Raw genomic sequence first — 15,309 nt, forward strand, 5'->3', positions numbered from 1 at the left:
GGCCGGCGCAAACGCGCCGGCCCCGCTGCTACTTCTTGGCCGTTGCCTTCTTCTTGGCCGGCGCCTTGCGGGTGGCGGTCCGCTTGACCGGGCCCTTGGCGCGTTTCTCGGCGAGCAGTTCCACCGCCTGTTCGCGGGTGAGCTCCTCCAGCGAGGTGGCCCGCGGAACCGTGATGTTGGTGATGCCATCGGTGATGTACGGGCCGAACCGGCCTTCCTTCACCACGATGTTCTTCTCCGACACCGGATCCGGACCGAACTCGGCCAGCGGCGGCACCGCGGCACGGGCACCGCGCTGTTTGGGCTGCGAGTAGATCTCCAGCGCCTGTTCAAGCGTGATGGTGAAGATTTCCTCTTCGGTTCCGATGGAGCGGGAGTCCGTCCCCTTCTTCAGGTACGGGCCAAACCGTCCGTTCTGGACGGTGATGAGGTTTCCTTCGGCGTCCTCCCCCAATGCCCGGGGCAGGCTCATCAGCTGGAGCGCCTCGTCCAGGGTGACGGACTCAACCGTCATCGACTTGAACAGCGACCCGGTGCGCGGTTTGGCCTTGACCGGCTTCTTGGGTGGCTTGGGCTTGCCGTTCTTGTAGTACTCCACCGGCTGGGCAGCGATCTGTTCCTCGGTCATTTCGGGAATGACCTCGGTGACGTAGGCGCCGTAACGGCCGTTCTTGGCGACAACAGTGTGCCCGGTGTGCGGATCAGCGCCCAAAACGCGTTCCTCCGGCGCCGCCGTCTCCATCAGTTCCACAGCCTTGGCGGCGGTGAGCTCGTCCGGGGCGAGGTCCTCCGGGACGTTGGCGCGCGGGGACTCGACGATCTCGCCGGTCTTGGGATCAACCGTGGCCGCGGAGCTTTCAAGGTAGGGTCCGAACTTGCCCACCCGCAGCGTGATCTGGTCGGTGATGGGGATGGAGTTGATCTCGCGGGCGTCGATCTCACCGAGGTTGTTCACGATGCTCAGCAGGCCGGGGTCCGAGTCTTCACCGAAGTAGAAGTGCCGCAGCCACGAGGTTCCGGCGGCCTGGCCGTTGGCGATCTTGTCCAGGTCACCTTCCATGTCCGCCGTGAACTCATAGTCCACGTAATCCGAGAAGTGCTGCTCGAGCAGACGGATCACGGAGAACGCGATCCAGCTGGGCACCAGCGCGGAGCCCTGCTTCCGGACGTAGCCGCGGTCCTGGATGGTGGAGATGGTGGACGCGTAGGTGGAGGGCCGTCCGATGCCCTTCTTTTCCAGCTCCGCCGTCAGGGACGCTTCGGTGTAGCGCGGAGGCGGCGAGGTTTCGTGGCCCACTGCCACGATGTCCGAGGCCTTCAGCGAATCGCCCTTGGCCACGTTGGGCAGGCGGCGGGCCTCGTCGGAGTCGTCGTCGCCGCGGCTTTCGTCCTTGCCTTCCTCGTAGGCGGCAAGGAAGCCGGGGAACGTGATGACGGTGCCGGAAGCGCTGAACTCGGCATCGCGGCCGGCAGCGTCGCCGCTGACAGCCACGGCACCCAGGCGGATGGTCGCCGTCGAGCCCTTGGCATCCGCCATCTGCGAGGCGACGGTGCGCTTCCAGATCAGCTCGTAGAGGCGGAACTCGTCGCCGCGGAGCTGGGAGGCAACCTGGGCGGGGGTACGGAAGGAGTCACCGGCGGGGCGGACGGCCTCGTGGGCTTCCTGCGCGTTGGCTGCCTTGTTGGTGTAGACGCGGGGGGAACCGGGAATGTATTCCGGACCGTAAAGCTCGGAGGCCTGGCGGCGGGCTGCCGTCAAGGCTTCATCGCTCAGCGCCGAGGAGTCGGTACGCATATACGTGATGTAGCCGTTTTCATACAGCCGCTGGGCGATCTGCATGGTGCTCTTAGAGGAGAAACGCAGCTTGCGGCCAGCCTCCTGCTGCAGCGTGGAGGTGGTAAACGGCGCGGCGGGGCGGCGGGTGTAGGGCTTCGTTTCAACGGAGCGGACCGTGAAGGGGGCGTCCTGCAGCCCGGCGGCCAGGGACGCGGCCAGCTCCTCGTTCAGGTGCGCCACGTTTTTGGACGTGAGGACGCCGTCGTCGTTGAAATCGCGGCCGGTGGCAACCTTGGCGCCGTCCACGGAGGCCAGCTTCGCTTTAAACGAACCGGAATCCGCACCGAACTGTCCGGTCAGGTCCCAGTAGGACGCGGCCTTGAAGGCCATGCGTTCGCGTTCGCGGTCCACCACCATGCGGGTGACCACGGACTGCACCCGGCCGGCGGAGAGGCCGCGGGCCACCTTGCGCCACAGGACGGGGGAAATTTCGTAGCCGTAGAGGCGGTCAAGGATGCGGCGGGTTTCCTGTGCGTCCACCAGGTCCTGGTCCACGTCGCGCAGGTTGCCCATGGCACGCTGGATGGCTTCCTTGGTGATTTCACCGAAGGTCATCCGGTACACGGGGACCTTGGGCTTGAGCACTTCCAGCAGGTGCCACGCGATGGCTTCGCCCTCGCGGTCCCCATCGGTTGCGAGATAAAGTTCGTCGGCGTCCTTGAGCGCAGCCTTGAGCTCAGTCACCTTTTTCTTCTTGTCCGGGGACACCACGTAGTAAGGCTTGAAGTCGTGGTCGATGTCGACGGCGAACTTGCCTACCGAGGTTTTCTTGAGTTCGGCGGGGAGCTCCGACGGCTGCGGCAGGTCGCGGATGTGACCGATGGAGGCCTCAACAATGAAGCCCTCGCCGAGGTACTTGGCGATGGTCTTGCTCTTGGCCGGAGACTCCACAATCACGAGTTTCTTGCCGGTTTTGGCCTTGCTTGGCACGGTGCTCCTACAGAAAAAGGTTGCTGGGGCAGATGAGCCCATACTGGCCTAGTTCACCATATTTTGGACAATCCTGCGCATTCATGTGGAAAACGGGGGGTACCAAAAGGGACGCGGAGACCACGGGTGGAAGATCAGTTTTCGGCCGGCAGGAGGAAGCCGTCGCGGACCAAATTTTCCACTTCGGCCAGCAGCCTCCCGCGGAAGGAACCCTCCGCGGAACCGTCGTCCCCGCCGCCCAGCAGCGCCTCAAGGGCGCCGGCAATCTGGCCGGCGGTCAGGTCGCCGTCGCACGCTGACACGAACCCGGCGAGTTCGGTGCTGAGGAGGTTGGTGCGCCGCAGCCCGGCACCCTGCCGCAAGAGGATCACGCCCGGGTGCTCGGCACCGGGCCGCTGGTGGCGCTCCTCCGTGACATCCCCGGCCACCAGCAGGTACGTGTCCGCCACAGAGTGCGCCGCCAGCCAGTCGCTGCGTTCGACGGCGGCGCCCAGGTGGGGGCCGACGGGCTGCTCGATGGGGTAGCTGATTTCCTCGAAACGCCGGAGGACGGGCTGTGCTTCTGCCGCCGGGCGCCGGAGCCACACCATGCCGAAGCCGATGCCTTCGACGTTCCGGGAGGCGAAGTCGGCAAGGTACGCCCCGTAGGCGTTGCGGTAGTGGTCGCGGTCCCTGCCCTCGGAAGCGTCCTGCAGCCATGTTTCCGCGTACTGCTCAGGGCTGACCTGCTCGCGCTGGATGAACCAGGCGTCGGTGCCGGGCCGGACCCATGACTGCGGCCGTTCGTGCCATTCGGTACCGGCTGCCACTTCCCAGTTGCCCAGCATCTGTGCCGTGCCGCCCGGCGCCAGCACCGTGGGAAGGTCCGCCACGAGGGAAGCGACGATTTCGTCGCCCGGCAGGCCGCCGTCGCGGTAGGTGAACTGGTCCGCGGCGTCCTCGCCGGCGCTGCGCGGGGTGATGACGAACGGCGGGTTGGACACCACCAGGCCGAACTCCTCGCCCGCCACGGGCTCCAGGAGTGAGCCGAGCCTCAGGCTCACCCGGTCAGCCAGCCGGCCGGGGTCAACCGAGAGGGCCTCGGCGTTGAGCAGGATGTTGAAGCGGGTGAAGGCCAGGGCACGTTCGGAAATGTCGGTGGCCGTGACGTGCTCGCAGTGGTGCAGCAGGTGGAAGGACTGTATGCCGCAGCCCGTTCCCAGGTCCAAGGCCCGGGCGATGTGCCGGCGGACGGTGGTCTGCACCAGGGTGGTGGAAGCCTGCCCGATGCCCAGGACGTGGTCATGCCGCAGGACGCCGGCCTGCTGGTGCGCGGCGAGGTCGCTGGCCACCCACAGTTCGGCGCCGCCGCTGCCGTCTTCATTCTTCTCCCAGCCGTAGGGCCGCAGGTCTGCTTTGGCGCACAGGCGGCCGGTGCCGGGTACGGGCTGCAGCAGCCCCAGCTCTTCCAGGCCTTCCGCGCGGATCCCCGGCAGGGCGGCGTCGAGCGTTGCCCTGTCCTGCGGTTCGGCCAGGAGCCAGAGGCGTACGACGGCGGCCAGGGGCGCCGCAGCGGCGTCCTCCCGGACGGCGCGGTCCACGGCCAGCATCGCAGGGATGATCTGGTCCCGGTTCAGGGCGGCGGACGCTGACGGGCCCAGGAGGCCCGCGACGCCGTCGAGCGTGTAGTCCAGCCGCCGCAGGTCCGCGGCGAGCGCCCGCAGCAGGTGGGGCAGATCGCTGCGGGGAGCGTCGGGAGTGTTGCCGGCAGTGAACTCAAAGGGGGTTTCAGGCACCGGACAAGTTTAGTCCGGGACCGGACAGCAGGTAGCGTTGAGGCATGCCTTCCAGCCTTCCCTTCCTGGCGCGTGCCCGCGTGCGGTCCGCCGCCCACCCTCCGGAACGGTCCGGCGGGCCGAAGCTGAAGGTCCCAGCAGCCGTTGCTGCCGCGCTGGCTGCCCTGGCCCTGGCTGGCTGCTCATCAGTTGTTTCGGTGGAAAACGCCGATGTTCCGCAGTGGCGCACCACGGCGCTCCCCACGGCCCCGGACGCGGTGCTTGACGACGCCGGCAAGATCCTCAACCGCGACCGCATCGTGCAGGAGGCGGCCGACGTCCCCGCGGGCAACTACACGCTGACGGCCACCTGCGACGGCGGCGGAAAGGCCTTCTTCGCGGTATCGCTGAACGGGGCCGCGATCACCGAAGCGGGGGCTGCCTGCAACGGCAGCAAGGAGACGTCCAAGGTTGCGCTCCCCGAAGCGGGCCGGCTCGAAATCAGCACCTCAAGCGTTGATGCGCCGCTCATTTACGCCTACCAGCTGGCTCCGGCGGCAGCGCGTTAATACGGTGGTTCCTGCTCTGGCAGGCTGGCGCCCGCAGGCATAAAGTCGTGATATGCCCAGTGTGCGGAGATTCTCCGTGCCCCGTCCCGTGGGGGTGTCCCCCGAAGGGACAACACCCGCGACAGCACGGGCGGCGCCAGCGCGGAAGCCGGCCGGCGCCGTCGTTGGCGTTGTGCTGGCGGCCGGCCTGGCGCTGGGCGGCTGCGAATACACGTACGACGACGGCCGGAGCTACGCCGCGTCGGCGGGGGCCGAGGCGACCGCCGCCCCTGGGCCCCTCTTCACCAGGGACCCGCTGACGCGCGACCCCGTGGGCCAGGATGAGCTGGACGGGTGGGTGGCCCGCACGCTGCCGGAAGCCCCGCAGCCCGCTGTCCACATCGGCGCCGGCGTGCTGGCCGCCGGCGAAGTGCGGTCCGACGCCTCTCCCGTCCTGGTAACAGGGACCTATGCGTTGACACTTGCATGCCGGAGCCAGCGCCGCGTGAACTTTACCGTCCGCAGCGACACCCTGACCCTGGTGGATTTGGGCCTTCGCTGCGGCATCAACCGTGAGAACGTCATCTACCTTTCGGCGCCGACTGTCCTGACCGTCACCGTGGAGGCCAGGACGGAAGCGAACTACGCGTTCCGGCTCCGCAAGTTGTGAAAGTGCAGGCTGGCCGCGCGCGGCAGCTCAGGCCGCGCAGCCCCCGGGGCAGCGGAGGGTCTCCGGGCTGGCGGCGCAGTCCGCACAGTACAGCGTGAGGGTGCGGCAGCTGGGATTGGAGCAGTTTTCGAACTTGCTGGTGGGTGCCTTGCAGCGGACACATTCGCCGATGGTTTTGGCTTCGTCGCTGAATTCGAGGTGCATGCGTTTGTCAAAGACGTACAGCGAGCCCTCCCACAGGCCCTGGTCCTTGAAGGCCTCGCCGTAGCGGACGATCCCGCCGTCGAGCTGGTAGACCTCCTTGAAGCCGCGGTTGACCATGAGGCTGGACAGGACTTCGCAGCGGATTCCACCGGTGCAGTAGGTGACCACCGGTTTGTCTTTCAGGGCGTCGTATTTGCCCGAATCCAGCTCCTTGATGAAGTCATGCGTGGTGGCCACATCCGGCACCACGGCATCCTTGAACCTGCCGATCTGGGCCTCGAAGGCGTTGCGGCCGTCAAAGAAGACCACTTCTTCGCCGGACTGCTTCCGGGCCTCCACCAGTTCGTGCAGTTCCTCCGGCTTCAGGTGCGTTCCGCCTCCCACCACACCGCCGGCGTCCACGGTGAGCTCGCCGGGCGCGCCGAAGGAGACAATTTCGTCGCGGACCTTGACGCTCAACCGGGGGAAGTCCTCCGCGCCGCCGTCGGACCACTTCACGTCGATGCCGTGGAAACCGTTGTATTCGCGGGTGGTCTTGACGTACTGCTTGACCGCGCCGATCTCGCCGCCCACGGTGGCGTTAATGCCGTCCTTGGAGATGATGATCCTGCCGGTCAGGCCGAGCTTCTCGCAGAGCGCACGCTGCCAGAGCCGCACTGCGTCGGGATCCGGGATGGGGGTAAAGCCGTAAAAAAGGACGATTCGGTTCAAAGCCACGTATTTAAGGGTATCCGTCTTTCCAAGGGCTGTGTCCGCTCCATCACGAATTGCATAAGCTCTGGGGCGCACCCTGTTGCTTGTGATCGGGCTGGCATAGTCTTCATGCCATGAGTCCGGAAACGTTGATTGAAGACATCACTGGCCTTCTTGAAGTGTGGGTGGCGGGCTGGGCCGGCTGCCGCGGGTACCAGACATCCACCGAAGGCCGCTTCCCCGCCGCGCTCCGGTCCGACACCAGCGGGGAATGGGAATACTTCGCCGCCGACCCCACTGACCAGGAGTTCGCTGAGCTGGCCGCCAAGACTGCGGAAGCCGCGCCGCGGGTCCTGACGATTCTCACCAATGACATTCCCCGGTACACCGCCCTGGCGGCCAGGCACGGGCTGAACGTCACCTCCGGTTCCCAGACCATGATGATTGTGGACATGGAAACGCAGGATGCCGAGGACCCCTGGCTCTCGGACGACGACCTGTCCCTGACCACGTCCACCCACCACGGCGTGCACTATGCCGAGGTCAAGTCCGGTGAGGCGCTTGCCGCCAGCGGCAGGGTGTTCGTGGTGGGCGAGACGGCCGTCTTCGACAAAATCATCACCGAGCCGGCGTTCCAGCGCCGCGGACTGGGCAGCTTCATCATGCGGGCGCTGGCAGCGCAGGCTTTCGAACACGACGTGCAGACGGGGCTGCTGCTGGCCTCCATCGACGGCCAGAAGCTGTACTCCCACCTGGGGTGGAGCACTGTTTCGCGGGTGCTGATGCTCTCGGCGTCGCACGACGGTTCGGATCTGTCCCTGAGCTGACTCCGCCGCCAATCTGCGCTGAGGTCCGTTACCCCGATGGCGAACCCGGCCGGCGGTGTCCGTGCCGGGTGAAACAATGTTGTGGTGAATCCCCATGACTCCCTGATCCCTTTGCTGGGCCGCGGCCCGGACCCGGAGCAGCTGCGTCATGTCCGGACCATTCCCGCGCGCGCCGCGGTCCATGAGCCGTGGCCGGACTGGGTGCACCCGGATCTGGTGGGGGCCTACGGCTCGCTGGGCATCGGGGAGCCGTACCGGCACCAGGTGGAGGCGGCAGACATCGCCCATGGCGGCGGCCACGTGGTGGTGGCCACGGGAACGGCGTCGGGAAAGTCGCTTGCCTACCAACTGCCGGCCTTGGACGCCATCCACCGGTCTGAGCTGCGGGTGCTGGCCGAGCCCGGGAAGATCCACGACGACGGAGCGGTCACCCTGTACCTCTCCCCCACCAAAGCCCTGGCCGCGGACCAGCTGAACGCCATCCGTGCGCTCAGGCTGCCCACTGTCCGGGCCGAAACCTACGACGGCGATACGGACCCCGCGTCCCGGCGCTGGATCCGTGACCACGCCAACTTCATCCTCGCCAACCCGGACATGCTGCACTTCGGCATCCTGCCCAACCATGCGTGGTGGGCAGGATTCTTCCGCCGCCTCCGCTACGTCATCGTGGACGAGGCCCACAGCTACCGCGGCGTGTTCGGCTCCCATGTAGCCAACCTGATGCGGCGGCTCCGCCGGATCTGCGCCTACTACGGGGCCGGCAGTTCCTTTCCTGAGCCGGTGTTCATTGCAGCGTCCGCCACGGCGTCCGACCCTGACACGTCCTTCTCCCGGCTGATCGGTGCACCGGTCAAGGCCGTTTCCCGGGACGCCTCACCCCACGGTTCCACCACTGTGGCGTTCTGGGAGCCTGCGCTGACCGAGTTACGCGGTGAAAACGGGGCCAAGGAGCGGCGGACCGCTGTGGCCGAGACCGCTGACCTCCTGGCCAACCTTGTCTCTGCCCAGGTCCGGACCATCGCGTTCATCAAGTCGCGGCGGGGAGCCGAAACCATTTCGACCATCACCAAACGCCTGCTGGACGAGGTGGATCCCAGCCTCCCGCAGCGGGTGGCCGCCTACCGGTCCGGCTACCTGCCGGAGGAACGCCGGGCGGTGGAGAAGGCCCTGCGGTCAGGCCAGTTGCTGGGGGTTTCCAGCACGTCGGCGCTGGAACTGGGTATCGACATATCCGGACTGGACGCCGTGCTGGTGGCAGGATGGCCGGGAACCAGGGCGTCCCTGTTCCAACAGATCGGGCGGGCGGGCCGGGCCGGTCAGGATGCCATCGCGGCCTTTGTGGCCAGCGACGATCCCCTGGACACCTTTTTGGTGAACCACCCCGAGGCCATTTTCGACGTATCGGTGGAAGCCACGGTCTTCGACCCCGCCAACCCTTATGTACTGGGTCCGCACCTCTGCGCTGCCGCAGCCGAGCTTCCCCTCGGTCCGGGCGAGCTGGGCCTGTTCGGCGACACGGCCGAGGGGTTGCTGGACCGGCTGGTCGCGCAGGGGTACCTGCGGCGCCGCCCGGCCGGCTGGTTCTGGACCCACCCCCAGAGCGCGGCAGCCATGGTCAATTTAAGGGCCGACGGCGGCGGCCCCGTCAGCATCGTGGACGCGGACACCGGCTCGCTGCTGGGCACCATGGACTCTCCCCAGACCCACTACCAGGCGCACAACGGCGCCGTGTACATCCACCAGGGCGACAGCTATGTGGTGGAAGACCTGAATGAGGAGGACCACTGCGTGGTGGTCCGCCGGGCCAACCCCGATTACTACACCACGGCCCGGGACGTCACCCAGATTGAGGTGCTGGAAACACAGCGGACCATGCAGTGGGGCGACGTCACTGTCCACTTCGGTGGCGTGAAGGTGACCACCCAGGTTGTCTCCTTCCAGCGCAAGGCCCTGGTCTCCAATGAAATCCTGGGCGAGGAGCCGCTGGAACTCGGGGCAAGGGACCTGTTCACGAAGGCGGTCTGGTTCGTGGTGGACAACCGCTCCCTCACCGCCGCCGGTCTCATCGAGGCCCAGTTCCCCGGGGCCCTGCATGCTGCCGAACATGCCGCGATAGGCCTGCTGCCGCTGGTGGCGTCCAGCGACCGCTGGGATATCGGCGGTGTCTCGACGGCCTTGCACGCCGACACCGGGGTACCCACCATCTTCGTGTACGACGGGCACCCCGGCGGCGCCGGATTTGCTGAGCGCGGTTTCGAAAAGGCCAAGGTGTGGCTGGCGGCAACCCGGGCTGCCATCGAAGCCTGTGAGTGCGAGTCCGGGTGCCCGTCCTGCGTCCAGTCACCCAAATGCGGCAACAAGAACAACCCGCTGGACAAGGCAGCCGCCATCACCCTCCTGGGCGTCCTGCTGAAGGACGCCACAGAGTCCGCGCCGGTTGAACAGCCGTACACAGGATCCCGGCTCGCCTAGGTTCCCGGCCGTCGCCGCAGGCCGCCTAGGGCGGCGGTCCGGCACGAGCGCGCCCGGTGGCCGCGCCCAGCATCGAACGTTCCTGCAGTTCCGTCCGGACCTCGAGGGTCTGCCCGGGGCCCGCTACGCAGCTGAGGACCCGTGCCGCGTGCCGGGATGCGACGTCGTTGGCCACGGTGCAGGGCTCGCCTGCCGATATTCCGCGCAGGGCGTCGGCCCCTGCGAGCGCTGCCAGGTCCGCGGCCGACGCTGCACGGCTGGCCTGCACCGCTGACTGGGCCAGCAGCATCACCAGCACGGCTGCCATCAGGACCACCAACGCCAGCCCGGCCGCGAGGACGGTGCCTGATCCCCGTTCCCGGTGATCGGGGCCCGGGCGGGCGTGCTGACCACGGCGTTGACCCGGGCGGCCCGCTGTCACCTGTTGCCCTTTCCGTCGGTGAGGCCGCTGCTCCCTGCGGGCGTACCGGCCGTGCGCTCCGCTCGGGTGGACGCCCGGGCAGTGAGGGTCCACGGGATGGATGTTCCCAGCGGGCCTCCCACGCGGTCCGTCACGGTGACGTTAAACCATTCGCCCTCGGCTGCCACCGTGGCGGCTGCTGTTCCACCCGCGAGGGTGCGGACGGTCTGCGCCACGGTGGCGGGGTCTTCGCCCCTGGCCAGGGCCCTGGCGCCGGACCGTGCCCCCTCCTCGATCCGCAGCTGGGTGACACCGGCGGCGGCTCCGGCCAGGAGCATGGCCAGCAAGGCCACCACAACGGGAAGGGTGACGGCGAACTCGGCTGTGACCGCACCCCTGCACGCAGCTGCAGTATTCGCCCGCCGCGGAGCGGCTCCCCGCGCGGCCGGTGCACCCGGCACGGCCGGCGCAGCTGTCACGGCAACGCCAGTGCCGTACGGATCAGGTTCAGCAGGAAACCCCGGACTTCATCGCTGCGGAGGATGAAGACCAGAAGGCCCGCGAATCCGACCGCGGCGAGGGTAGCGATGGCGTACTCGGCGGTGGCCATTCCGGCTTCCGACCCCATCAGCCGGACGGAACGCCGCCGGCGGCGGGACGTACCGGCCCCGGGCCGAAGCTCCACGACGTTTGCCGGCAGGGTGCTGTCCCGTGCGCGGCCGATGGACTGTGGCCCACCGGCGCTGCGGCCTGCGGGAGCGGGCCGGGCGGCGAGCGCGGACGTGCCGGCAAAAGTGTGACGGTGGTGATTCATTGACATGTGGTTCTTCCTTCCGTAGCGCCGGAGATTCTTCCGGCTGGTGATGACTCTTCCGGCGCGGGCGGCGGCCGGTAAGGTCCCTGTTTTGGTAAGTGGATAAGCAGTGGCGGCCAGCCGCTGTGGAGGACTGGACAGCGGGCTCCTGCCCGGGGCCGCTGAACCCCACTGCCGCGGTCAGGAGCCTGAAGGCACCAGGGCCAGCAGCACGGGGACGACGCCGAGGCAGATGAAGGCGGGGAGCGAACACAGTCCCAGCGGAATGACGAGCTTGACGCCCAGCGATGCGGCACGCTTTTCGGCGGCCCGGAACCGTTCCCGGCGGAGCCTGGCCGCCTGGGCATAGAGGATGGCCGACGACGGCGCGCCGGTCAGCGCAGCGAAGCCCAGTGCATCCCGCAGCTCGAGGATGTCGGGCTGGCGGACGGCGGAGCTGCGCCAGGCCGTTTCCCAGTCGGCACCGATGGCCAGGGCTGAAACCACCGGCCGCAGTGATTCGCTGTACTTCGCCGAGGCGGACATGGAGACCAGTTCCAGGGCGCGACCGATGCTGGAACCGGCGTCGAGCATGGCCGCCACGAGTTCCAGCATCATGGCGGTGTCGGCAAGGCCGGGTCCGGCCCGGTTGCGGGGTTCCGGGATTATGGGCGGATGCCCCAGACCTGGGCCATGCAATTCGAGGGTGCGGAGCCGTGCCCGGGCCCTGCCGCTTCCGGCAGAGGCCAGGAAGGCTGCGGCGGCAAGGACGGCGAAGAGCCCCAATGCCGCGATGCCTTGGCCCGTCACAGCTTCCCGGTTCCCGCGGCAGTTGCCACCAGGCGCGAGGACCAAAGCCTGCCGGCAACGGTCAGGGCCGCGCCGCCCAGCAAGGCAGCCAGGCCAAGAGGCGTACCCAACAGCATGGCAAGCGGGTCAACGCCCAGTGCCATCCCGAGCCCAAGGCCCATCATCGGCAGCCAGGTCAGCAGCGTGACCGTGGCTTTTGGGCCGGCAAGGGCAGTCTGGCGCGCCGCGTCCGCGTCGGCCTCCACCTCGAGCTGGGCCGCAAAGCGGGTGAGCACATCAGCGAGGGGGCATCCGCTGGCCTCGGCGATATCGAAGCAGGCTGCCAGCTCGGACCAGATCCTTGCCTCCCGGCGCCCGCCGGGAAACACCTCCGGCAGCGCCCGCCTGATGGCCGCCGACACCGGTGTGCCACGCGCCGCGGCACCGCGTGCTGCGGCCAGCACGGCCAGGGAACCGTCCGACAGCCCTCCCTTGGCCGGACCGGCAGCGGCATCCCCGGCGGATGGTTGCGGGCCGTCCGTTCCATAGACGGTCCAGAGTTCGTCCCACAGCCTGGCGGGTGTCCGGCCGCCCTTGAGCAGCGCAGCCAGCTGCTGCACCAGGACGGTCAGGGGTGCCCCCACAGTGGCGTTCTTTCCCGATCCCCTCTGTCCACGGCGCGAGAATGGTCTGGGGGCGGGCCTGCCCATCAGATCGGACGCACGGGCGGGAGGCTGGCCCGCGGCACGGCGGAGCCGCGCGGCAGCACCCCGGGGCGGCCTGAGCAGCAGCAGCGCCGCCAGGGACAGGGTAAGCGCCAGCAGGACAATCACCGGATGTCCTCCGGGTCCATGCCGAGCCGCGCGGCCAGCGCCGGCCACGCGGGCCCGACGACACCGCCCGCAGTTTCCAGGGCTGGCACCACCGTCAGCCCCTCCGGAGAATCGACGAAAACACCGAGGCACGTGACTTCGCGTCCCCGGGGCGTCCGTTCGACGTGGATGGCTACGTCCAACGCGCTGGTTGCCTGCAGCCGCACGCCGTCCGGACTCATCCCTGCCAGCGCACCGAGTGCCGTAAGCCTGGCCGGAACCGAGGCCGCCGTGTTGGCGTGGATGGTGCCGCCTCCGCCGCTGTGGCCTGTATTCATGGCGGTAAGTAGCTCCCGGACCTCGGCGCCGCGGCACTCACCCACCACCAGCCTGTCGGGGCGCATGCGCAGGGCCTGCCGCACCAGTTCGCCCAGGTCCACTTCGCCGCCGCCTTCCAGGTTTCCGTGCCTGGACTCCAGGGAAACGATATGCGGGTGGACAGGATTCAGCTCCGAGGCGTCCTCGATGAGGACCAGCCGTTCCCCCGCCGCACACAGCCCCAGCAGCGTTGACAGCAGGGTGGTCTTTCCCGAGCCGGTGGCGCCGCTGACCAGGAAGCTCAGCCTCTGCTCCACTACTTTCTCCAGTACGTCCCGGACCGGTCGGCTGAACATACCTCCCGCCTGCAGCTCGTCCATGCCGAAAACGTGCTCGCGCCTGATGCGGATACTCAACAGGGTCCCCGCCGTGGAGACGGGCGGCAGGACAGCGTGGACACGGTAGCCACCCGGGAGACGGACATCGACGCAGGGCGACCCGTCGTCCAGCCGCCGCCCGCCCGCGGCCACCAGCCTGCAGGCGAGCGCGCGCAGCTGGGATTCGCCCTCGAATGCCACCGCCACACGCTCGATGCCACGCCCCCGGTCCACCCATACGGAGTCCGGAGCGTTGGCGAAGATGTCCGTCACCGCGGGGTCCCGGGTGAGCTCCTGCAGGGGACCCAATCCGTTGAGTTCCGCGCTGATCCGTTCCACTGCGGCGAGCGCTCCCGCAGTTCCCAGCAGCTTTCCCGTGGCCTGGACCGCGGCGGCCACCCGGGACGGAGTCACAGCCCCGGCCTCGGCCATCATCGATTCGCGCACCGATTCCAGGAGGCCCGCATCGACAGGACGGCCCCGGGCCTGGGCCCCGCCCGGGTGGGATCCGCGCCGCTGCCCTTCCAGGATCCGGGCACTTCGCCGGGACCGTGGCGGAAGCGCGGAAACATCGGGAGGTGCCGCAACAGCCCCGGATGCGTCCCCTTCGCCCGGGGTCATGCCGGTTCTCCGACGGGCAGCCCGTCACCGAGGGAATCCAGCACCGTGCCGGCGAAGCGCCGCACGCTGCGCCGCCTGCCAAGATCCAGGAGCCTGCCGGATTCCACGGCAGCAGCCATGCCGCGCAGTTCGGGCACCCGGCCAAGGACGGGAAGCCCGATGGCCTCGGCGAGGAGCGGGCCGTCAATGGCGGCCCCCGGTTTGCCCCGCACCAGCACCGACGCTTCCACAGGCGGGAATTCCTGCAGCAACCGCACCGCGGCAACGGCTGCCTTTAGTTGGGCCGGCACCACCACAAAGATGCGGTCGCAGTCCCAGGCGAACGTCTTCAGCGGCTCGGCACGGCGGCCGATATCCACCACTACCAGCTCGTAACCCCGCCGGGCAGCGTCCAGGACACCGGCGGCAGCGGGGGCTGCCACCTGATCGGGCTGTTCGCGGCTGGCGGGCCAGGACAGGAACGAGAAACCGCCGGACACAGGCAGGGAGTCGGCCAGCTGGAGGGGGTCGATGCTGCCCCGGGCATCGGACAGGTCCGGCCAGCGCAACCCCGGGTAGTCCTCGGCGGCGATGGCCAGTTCCAGCCCGCCGCCCCAGGGATCGCCATCCACCAGCAACACCCGCGCACCCATGCCCGCCGCTGCCTGCGCAATCCAGATGGCCGCCGTAGTGGCGCCCGCACCGCCACAGCCGCCGGTCACGCCAAGAACCAGGCCACCGGGCCCCGGCGTCCGTGACCGGCTCAGATGGTCAGCCAGCCAGGCAGCGGCATCCGGGAGCACGGCCACGCGTTCGGCTCCAAGCGCGGCGGCCAGATGCCACAGGCTGTCTCCTTCACCGTCCAGGCCGACAAGGACGGCAGGCGCCCGCCGCCGGGGCGGCAGCTCCCTGATGTCACTGCCCACCAGCACCGCCGCCGCCCCGTCCCAGTGACGGCCGCCCTCTGCTGCATCCGCGGCCACGCGCAGGCGTCCACCGGCGGCAGCAACAATCCGTTCCACCTCCGAGCGGAGGAAAGCCGACGCAGTCACCAGCAGCACTTCGCCGGACGCGTCAGGCAGCCACGCGTCAGTGGACCCGCCCGCTGGGCCGGCGGGTGCCCGCGAAGTACCTGCCGGCGGGGAGCCCGGGGCATTGCCGGTGGGCCCGGCAGGGCCCTGCCCCGACGGTGGTGGGAGTATCTGGTGCCTGCTCATGGAGCCACTCTCCACGCAACCGGGGCGGCAGGTAAGGTCCGCCGGCGGCTATGTGGATAAGGCTGGTG

General features: G+C 68.5%; 14 protein-coding genes. 4 read left to right on the plus strand and 10 right to left on the minus strand.

Going from position 1 to position 15,309, the window contains the following annotated elements; all coding sequences use genetic code 11:
• Positions 1-28: 28 nt before the first annotated feature.
• Positions 29-2,767 (minus strand): type I DNA topoisomerase, encoded by a 2,739-nt coding sequence (gene topA, locus ACP3TD_RS16875; protein WP_426764124.1) that lies wholly within the window; start codon positions 2,765-2,767, stop codon positions 29-31.
• 134 nt (positions 2,768-2,901) lie between these two features.
• A complete protein-coding gene (locus ACP3TD_RS16880; RefSeq protein ID WP_426764125.1) occupies positions 2,902-4,542 on the minus strand; it encodes a DUF7059 domain-containing protein in 1,641 nt (546 codons plus the stop codon).
• Between the two features lie 44 nt (positions 4,543-4,586).
• On the opposite strand from ACP3TD_RS16880, the gene ACP3TD_RS16885 reads away from it, so the two are divergent.
• Complete coding sequence (locus ACP3TD_RS16885; RefSeq protein ID WP_426764126.1) at positions 4,587-5,090, plus strand: hypothetical protein; 504 nt, start codon at positions 4,587-4,589, stop codon at positions 5,088-5,090.
• A 52-nt stretch (positions 5,091-5,142) separates the two neighbouring features.
• Positions 5,143-5,739: a hypothetical protein gene (locus ACP3TD_RS16890; protein ID WP_426764127.1), complete on the plus strand. Its 597-nt coding sequence runs from the start codon at positions 5,143-5,145 to the stop codon at positions 5,737-5,739.
• Positions 5,740-5,766: 27 nt separating this feature from the next.
• On the opposite strand, the gene ACP3TD_RS16895 is transcribed toward ACP3TD_RS16890, so the two are convergent.
• Complete coding sequence (locus ACP3TD_RS16895) at positions 5,767-6,660, minus strand: rhodanese-related sulfurtransferase (protein ID WP_314215723.1); 894 nt, start codon at positions 6,658-6,660, stop codon at positions 5,767-5,769.
• Positions 6,661-6,770: 110 nt separating this feature from the next.
• On the opposite strand from ACP3TD_RS16895, the gene ACP3TD_RS16900 reads away from it, so the two are divergent.
• Together ACP3TD_RS16900 and ACP3TD_RS16905 are read left to right on the plus strand one after the other, a co-directional pair.
• On the plus strand, positions 6,771-7,463 hold the full coding sequence (locus tag ACP3TD_RS16900; protein ID WP_426764128.1) for a GNAT family N-acetyltransferase: 693 nt from the start codon (positions 6,771-6,773) through the stop codon (positions 7,461-7,463).
• An 84-nt stretch (positions 7,464-7,547) separates the two neighbouring features.
• On the plus strand, positions 7,548-9,935 hold the full coding sequence (locus ACP3TD_RS16905) for a DEAD/DEAH box helicase (protein ID WP_426764129.1): 2,388 nt from the start codon (positions 7,548-7,550) through the stop codon (positions 9,933-9,935).
• Between the two features lie 25 nt (positions 9,936-9,960).
• Here the strand turns inward: ACP3TD_RS16905 and ACP3TD_RS16910 are convergent, their stop codons facing one another.
• From ACP3TD_RS16910 to ssd, 7 genes are all read right to left on the minus strand, one after another.
• The gene (locus ACP3TD_RS16910; RefSeq protein ID WP_426764130.1) at positions 9,961-10,356 is read right to left on the minus strand and encodes an Rv3654c family TadE-like protein; all 396 of its coding nucleotides are present in this window, start codon (positions 10,354-10,356) and stop codon (positions 9,961-9,963) included.
• Entirely contained in the window at positions 10,353-10,814 is a 462-nt protein-coding gene (locus ACP3TD_RS16915) for a TadE family type IV pilus minor pilin (protein ID WP_426764131.1), read from the minus strand. The genes ACP3TD_RS16910 and ACP3TD_RS16915 overlap by 4 nt, the downstream gene beginning before the upstream one ends.
• Positions 10,811-11,155, minus strand: a complete 345-nt coding sequence (locus tag ACP3TD_RS16920; protein WP_426764132.1) for a DUF4244 domain-containing protein — start codon at positions 11,153-11,155, stop codon at positions 10,811-10,813. The genes ACP3TD_RS16915 and ACP3TD_RS16920 overlap by 4 nt, the downstream gene beginning before the upstream one ends.
• 174 nt (positions 11,156-11,329) lie before the next feature.
• A complete protein-coding gene (locus ACP3TD_RS16925; RefSeq protein ID WP_426764133.1) occupies positions 11,330-11,938 on the minus strand; it encodes a type II secretion system F family protein in 609 nt (202 codons plus the stop codon).
• Entirely contained in the window at positions 11,935-12,750 is an 816-nt protein-coding gene (locus tag ACP3TD_RS16930) for a hypothetical protein (RefSeq protein ID WP_426764134.1), read from the minus strand. Before ACP3TD_RS16930 ends, ACP3TD_RS16925 begins: the two co-directional genes overlap by 4 nt.
• The gene (locus ACP3TD_RS16935; RefSeq protein WP_426764135.1) at positions 12,747-14,045 is read right to left on the minus strand and encodes a TadA family conjugal transfer-associated ATPase; all 1,299 of its coding nucleotides are present in this window, start codon (positions 14,043-14,045) and stop codon (positions 12,747-12,749) included. The genes ACP3TD_RS16930 and ACP3TD_RS16935 overlap by 4 nt, the downstream gene beginning before the upstream one ends.
• Positions 14,042-15,241, minus strand: coding sequence for a septum site-determining protein Ssd (gene ssd / locus ACP3TD_RS16940; protein WP_426764136.1), 1,200 nt, complete (start codon positions 15,239-15,241; stop codon positions 14,042-14,044). Before ssd ends, ACP3TD_RS16935 begins: the two co-directional genes overlap by 4 nt.
• Positions 15,242-15,309: the final 68 nt, after the last annotated feature.

It is taken from the genome of Pseudarthrobacter sp. 1G09 (assembly GCF_050038305.1).
Taxonomy (GTDB): domain Bacteria; phylum Actinomycetota; class Actinomycetes; order Actinomycetales; family Micrococcaceae; genus Arthrobacter; species Arthrobacter equi.

What these genes read in the sequence shown, in the direction of transcription:
- ACP3TD_RS16885 (WP_426764126.1), top strand. Translation starts at nt 4,587, where the DNA reads ATGCCTTCCAGCCTTCCCTTCCTGGCGCGTGCCCGCGTGCGGTCCGCC.
- ACP3TD_RS16890 (WP_426764127.1), top strand. Translation starts at nt 5,143, where the DNA reads ATGCCCAGTGTGCGGAGATTCTCCGTGCCCCGTCCCGTGGGGGTGTCC.
- ACP3TD_RS16900 (WP_426764128.1), top strand. Translation starts at nt 6,771, where the DNA reads ATGAGTCCGGAAACGTTGATTGAAGACATCACTGGCCTTCTTGAAGTG.
- ACP3TD_RS16920 (WP_426764132.1), bottom strand. Translation starts at nt 11,155, where the DNA reads ATGTCAATGAATCACCACCGTCACACTTTTGCCGGCACGTCCGCGCTC.
- ACP3TD_RS16935 (WP_426764135.1), bottom strand. Translation starts at nt 14,045, where the DNA reads ATGACCCCGGGCGAAGGGGACGCATCCGGGGCTGTTGCGGCACCTCCC.
- ssd (WP_426764136.1), bottom strand. Translation starts at nt 15,241, where the DNA reads ATGAGCAGGCACCAGATACTCCCACCACCGTCGGGGCAGGGCCCTGCC.